The sequence below is a fragment of the Streptomyces sp. MnatMP-M17 genome (assembly GCF_900091995.1).
Taxonomy (GTDB): Bacteria; Actinomycetota; Actinomycetes; order Streptomycetales; family Streptomycetaceae; genus Streptomyces.
The window spans coordinates 1-5,527 of record NZ_FMDK01000739.1 but is presented as its reverse complement, the minus strand read 5'-3'; the positions used below and the strand labels follow the sequence as shown (position 1 = coordinate 5,527).

Genomic DNA, 5,527 nt, shown 5'->3' with positions numbered 1-5,527 from the left:
CCACGCCGGTGGAGGCTCCCGCCGCCCCGGAGCGTCCCGCCCGTCCGGCCGCGCGCCCGGGGACGTCGTCGCGGCGCCCCGCGAAGAAGGCCGCGAAGCCCACCGTCGACCCGCGTTTCCCGCACGGCCCGCTCGCTGTGCTGGACGGTGACGGCTCCGCGTACGGCGTCGACGGCCTGGTGCTGGACTGCCCGGCGACCACGGTGGTGGAGCTGGTGGAGTGGACGCTGCGCGAATCCGGCCTCGGTGCGCCGAAGCTGCACCGGCACGGCAAGGACGCCGACCCGCTGATCGTCCTCACGCAGTCCGCGGCCGCGGAGTTCGGGCTGCCCGAGCTCCTCGAGGACCGCCGGGGCCTGCGCTTGCCGGAGGACCACCCGCTCGTCAAGCAGGTGTTGAAGGCGAAGTGGCAGCTCACGCAGCGCGGGTTCGGGCCGTGGGCGCGGATCTACCGCAAGGCGCAGGGCCGCGAGCGGCAGTGTGTGCAGCTGGCGATCCTGCCGTGGGACGCGCTCGACTCCCGCTCCTGGCCCGGCGTGGCGGAGATGGAGCCGGCCGACGTCGCCCGCGTGCTCGGCGTGTACGCGCAGCGGGTCATCACCCCGCGCGGCGGCACGGCGGTCAACGGCCTGGAGCTGATGACCGCGCTGCGCCCGCCGACCCGGCCGGTGCGCGATGAGGAGACCGGCAACTGGGTGTCCGGCCACAACCCCGGCAGCTTGGGGACGGAGCCGATGGACCCGGCGCCGCCGGAGGGCCAGCCCGAGCACCCGGCGATCTACCACTCCGGGTGGAAGGGCGGCTTCCTGCATGAGGAGGCGTACCAATGGGTGCGGAACGTGGACACGCTCACCGATGAGGAGTGCCTGCTGCCCTTCGCGGTGGGCCTGGACCTGAACACGGCGTTCCTCGCCGCCGCCGCGAGGCTGACGGTCGGTCTGTCGGAGCCGGTGCACTTCGTGAACCCGGCCTTCAACCCGAAGATCCCGGGCTCGTGGCTGGTCGACCTGTCCGGCATCGAGCTGGACCCGCGCCTGCCCAGCCCGTTCACGCCGACCGGCGAGCGCCCGACCGGCCCCGCCTGGTACCAGACGCACACCGTCGCCTACGCCCAGGAGCTCGGCTACAACGTCGCCCCGATCGAGGCGTACCTGCGCAAGGAGACCGGCGCGTACCTGGACCCGTGGCACGACCGCCTCAAGACCGCGTACGTCGACACCCTCGCCGACCTCGGCGTCACCAAGGACCTCACCGACACCGAGTTCCTGGCGGCGATGGAACGGCACAAGGACGTCGACCCGGCGATGGCCGCCGTGCTGGCCGCGATCAAGGGCACGGTCAAGGGCGGCATCGGGAAGCTGTTCGAGAACCCGCAGGGCAAGAACTACAAGGAGGGCGAGCCGTGGCCGGCCATGATGCGGCCGACCTGGCGCCCCGACATCCGCGCCGCCGTCATCTCCAAGGCCCGCGTCAACATGCACCGCAAGCTGCTCAACATGTCCCGGATGACCGGGCAGTTCCCGCTCGCCGTGCTCTCCGACTGCGTCGTCTACCCAAGCCCCGGCAACAGCCCGCTGGACTTCCTGCCGTACGCGGCCTCGGGCAAGCCGCAGCCCGGCGCCTTCCGCCTCGGGCCCACGCCCGGCCTGGCCAAGCTCGAAGGCGTCCAGGAGATGCTCTGGGCGATCGACCTCATGGAGAAGGGCCTGAACCCGGCCCGCCACATCAAGGGCGGCGACGCCGTCCTGGACGAAGGGGAGTAGACCGTGGGGGAGATCGAGGATGCGATCGAGCGGGCCGACCGCGAGGCGTTCACCAAGGACCCGCCCAAGACGTTGAAGAGCCAGATCGGGTTCCTGCTCAAGCAGTTCGGCAGCGCAAAGGCCGTCGCGGCGGAGCTCGGTGTCACCGCCGACTCCGTGAACCGCTACCGGCGCGGCGCCCGCAAGCACGCCCGCGCCGACGTCGCCGCGAAGATCGACGACGCCGTCCGGCAGCGCTGGCAGCCGCTGGTGCGCAAGCGCCGGCAGAAGCAGGCCGCCACCACCGGCGGGATCACCGTGGAGACCCGGGCGAGGTTCGGCTACACCGCGCCGGTCGGCACGACCGACGACGGACGGTTCCGGCGACTCACCGTGCACCTCCCCGCCTCGTACGCGCAGCGCCTCTTCGACGCCCGCGACGCCGGGGCCAGCGACCAGCAGATGCGCGGAATCATCGCCGAAGGGTTTAAGGAAGTGTATTTCCAGGACGGCGGCGGGCGCGCTATGGGACTGTCGGACGTGGAAATCAACGACATCGACTACCTCGATCTGGATTACTGACTAGGAGCGAAAAGCGTGACCACTGAATTCCCGTGTGACTGAGCGCTTCATCTGGCGAATGAGCGCTTGAGCTGGCGGGTCTGAGCGCCACAGTCGGCAAGCCGCCTGAGCAGTGACGCGATAGTTGGAACCTGGCCACGAGGACTGGTACCGGCGTTAACTCGACGGCGATATCGCCTCTGCTTCCTCATCAGGTCAGCCCCTGTGGTGCAATCCACGACCGGTTCTAACAATCGTGACAACTTGCCGCAGGTGCCAACAAGACTGTCCCGTCGGTTCCGACTCCACTGTCCCGCTGGACAAAGAAGCGAAGGTCACTGCGCCCTTCCGTTCCAACTAACGTGTCACGGCACACCGCCAAGCCAGACGTCGGTGCGCCGACTACGACCGAGCGTGCGGGGGCGACGAGTGGGTTGGTCCCATCGCTGTCGGACCGGAGGTTGCCCTGCTCCTCGGTGGTGAGCCCGCCCTCGACGGCATTCCCTTTGAGCTAGGCCGCCTCGTGCGCTGGCGAGGGCGGATTTCGGCCTTTCTCGAGTTGTACGGGTGCGCGTGTGGGGTCGAGTGTTCCGGCTTGACGTGCCGGGTGGGAGTGTGGGTTTGAGGCGATGCTGTGAGCTGGCCTGTTGTGGGTGAGAGAGTCGGCGGGTCCGGCCGGCGAGTGTCTGGTCGGTGAGAAGGGGGAGGCGCATGTCCGGGGTGCAAGGTGCGGATGGGCAGTGGATGGATTTGGCGGATGCGGTGACTCTGCTTCGGGAGCAGATTGCCGAGGCTCAGGGCCGGCTCGCTGATCCTGCGGGTGGTGGGGACAAGGGCGTGCGGTTCACACTGGGGGAGATCACGGTGGAACTGGGGCTGGAATTGACCCGCAGTAAGGGGGTTGACGGGGGGTTGCGGTGGAGCGTGATCAGTCTCGGGGGAAAGAAAGAGAGCGGTACGACGGGCACGCACCGGCTCACGGTGCAGCTGACCCCGCACGCGCCCGACGGCAGTGACGTGGACGTCAGCGACACAGAGTAGGACCTGCGGGAGGACTGGAGCGGACGGGGAGCGGGGGGAAGGCTCGTGGAGTTCGACCGCCGGGTGCAGATCTGGGTGGACCGGCTGAAGGACGGGCACAAGGAGACGGGGTTCGGGTCGGGGTACCTGGTGGCGCCGTGTCTGGTGCTGACCGCCGCCCATGTTCTGGACGACCTGGATCCGGATTCCAAGGATGGGGTGCGGGTGGGCCTGCCCAATGTCGGCGAGCAGCAGTTCTCCGCGTCCTTGCGCTGGCAGCGCAAGGACGGCGTCGTAGACGCCGCGCTAGTCGAAATCCGGGAAGGCTCTGGCTGGCAGGTACCGCAGTCCCTGGGTGACCTGCTCACCCGGCCACCCCAGCGGTACGGCCTGCTCATCGGCAACCGCCCCCACCAGGTCACCGCAACGGGCTTTCCCCGCATGCAGAAGGACACTAAGGACGGCCGGCGCCTGGACGAACAGCTGAGCGGAAGCATCGCCCCGGGCACCGGTGCCCTGGCCGGCCGCTACGAGATCTCCGGCACCGACCCCGCCCCCGGCACCGGGGCCGCGGCCGGGACTCGGTGGGCGGGTATGTCGGGCGCCGCCGTCTTGGCCGACGACGGTTTCGGTGGCGATCTGCTGTGCGGTGTCGTACGCCGCGACCGGCGCGCCGACGGCGGCACTCGCCTGACTGCCACCGCCGCCGCCAGCCTCCTCGCCGACGACGTCTTCCGTACGCTCCTCACTGAGCACACTGGCTGGGAACCCGTCCTGGAACCCGTCGAACCCGCCGTCCTGCTTACTCCTGCCGCCGTCGACCGCAACCTCCGCTCACCCGCCGCCCTCCTGCGCGCCGACGCCGAAGCCATCGCCTTCCACGGCCGTACCACAGAACTCGCCGACCTGCAGGCGTGGTGCGAGAACACCCCGCCCGCCATCCAGATCCGCGTGCTGACTGGGCCCGGAGGGCAGGGCAAGACCCGTCTCGCCCGCCGCCTCACCGACACCCTCGGTCGGCACGGCTGGGCCACCGGACACCTCGGCTCTGATCTCACCGATGACCCCGCCCTCGATGGCACGGCGCCCGACTTCACCACCCTCAACACCGCCCTGCCCCTGCTCCTGGTCATCGACTACGCGGAGACCCGGCCCCGCCTGCTCCGCCGTCTCCTCACCCACCTGCACCGCTCCCGCCACCGCGTACGCGTCCTGCTGCTCGCCCGCTCCGACGGCCAATGGCGCACCGGCTCCCTCCAGGCCACCCCCGCCGTACGGGACCTCCTCGAAGAAGCTCCCCTCACCCCGCTGACCCCGCTCATCCCCACCACCCAACCCCCGAAGGACAGGCACGACGCCTTCCATCAAGCAGCCCACGACCTCGCCCGCCTGCTCCCGCTCATCCCCACCGTTCCCGCACACGACTGGACATCCCTGGCCGCCACGCTCCGGCCCCCCGCTGATCTGCACGAGCACCGCTACGACAACGTCCTCACCCTGCAGATGACCGCCCTGACCGCTCTTTTGCAGCACGGTCCCCGGCCCGTCGACACGGCCCCTGGGGCCCCGCCGGAGCGCACCCTCCTCAAACACGAGGACCGCTTCTGGGAGGCCAGCGCGCAAGCGCCCGCCCACAGACTCGACCTGCCAGCCCCCACCCTGGGCGCCGCCGTGGCGGTGGCCGCCCTCTGCGGAGCCGGCACCAAGGACGAGGCCCTGCACGTCCTCACCACCCTGCCCGGCCTGCCCGCCCACCAGATACCGTCCACCGCCGCATGGCTCGCCTCCCTCTACCCGCCCGACGGCGACCGCTACTGGGGATCCCTCCAGCCCGACCGCATCGCCGAGTACCACGCCTCCCACGCCCTCACCGAAGACACCATCACACTGCCCGGCCTGCTCGGCGCGGCAGCATCCGGCCAACAGGCCCAGCTCATCACCGTCCTGGCCCGCGCCGCCATCGCCCACTACAACGCTGGCCGCCCCACCGACAGCGACCACGTCCTGCACACCCTGGACAACGCCCTGGACAACGCCTCCCTCGCCCAGCAAGCCCTCGAAGCCGCGACAGACGCACTCCCCTCCCTCTCCCATATCACCGGCCCCCTCGCACTGCGCCTCACCACTGCCCTCGTCCACGCCCACCAACAACACGCGGCGGGCAACCCGGACGTCCACGAGCCCGACCTCGCCGCCTCGTTGTC

4 protein-coding genes are annotated in these 5,527 nt (G+C 70.3%); all 4 read left to right on the top strand.

The features are described 5' to 3' along the window. The first annotated feature begins 8 nt into the window (after positions 1 to 8). On the top strand, positions 9 to 1,763 hold the full coding sequence (locus tag GA0115259_RS29575) for a telomere-associated protein Tap (protein WP_093602701.1): 1,755 nt from the start codon (positions 9 to 11) through the stop codon (positions 1,761 to 1,763). A gap of 3 nt (positions 1,764 to 1,766) precedes the next feature. Then, positions 1,767 to 2,324: a telomere-protecting terminal protein Tpg gene (locus tag GA0115259_RS29570; RefSeq protein WP_093602699.1), complete on the top strand. Its 558-nt coding sequence runs from the start codon at positions 1,767 to 1,769 to the stop codon at positions 2,322 to 2,324. Between the two features lie 690 nt (positions 2,325 to 3,014). After that, positions 3,015 to 3,344, top strand: a complete 330-nt coding sequence (locus tag GA0115259_RS29565; RefSeq protein WP_093602697.1) for a trypco2 family protein — start codon at positions 3,015 to 3,017, stop codon at positions 3,342 to 3,344. 45 nt (positions 3,345 to 3,389) lie between these two features. Further along, positions 3,390 to 5,527 (top strand): trypsin-like peptidase domain-containing protein (locus GA0115259_RS29560; protein WP_093602695.1); only part of this gene is annotated, 2,138 nt, incomplete at its 3' end.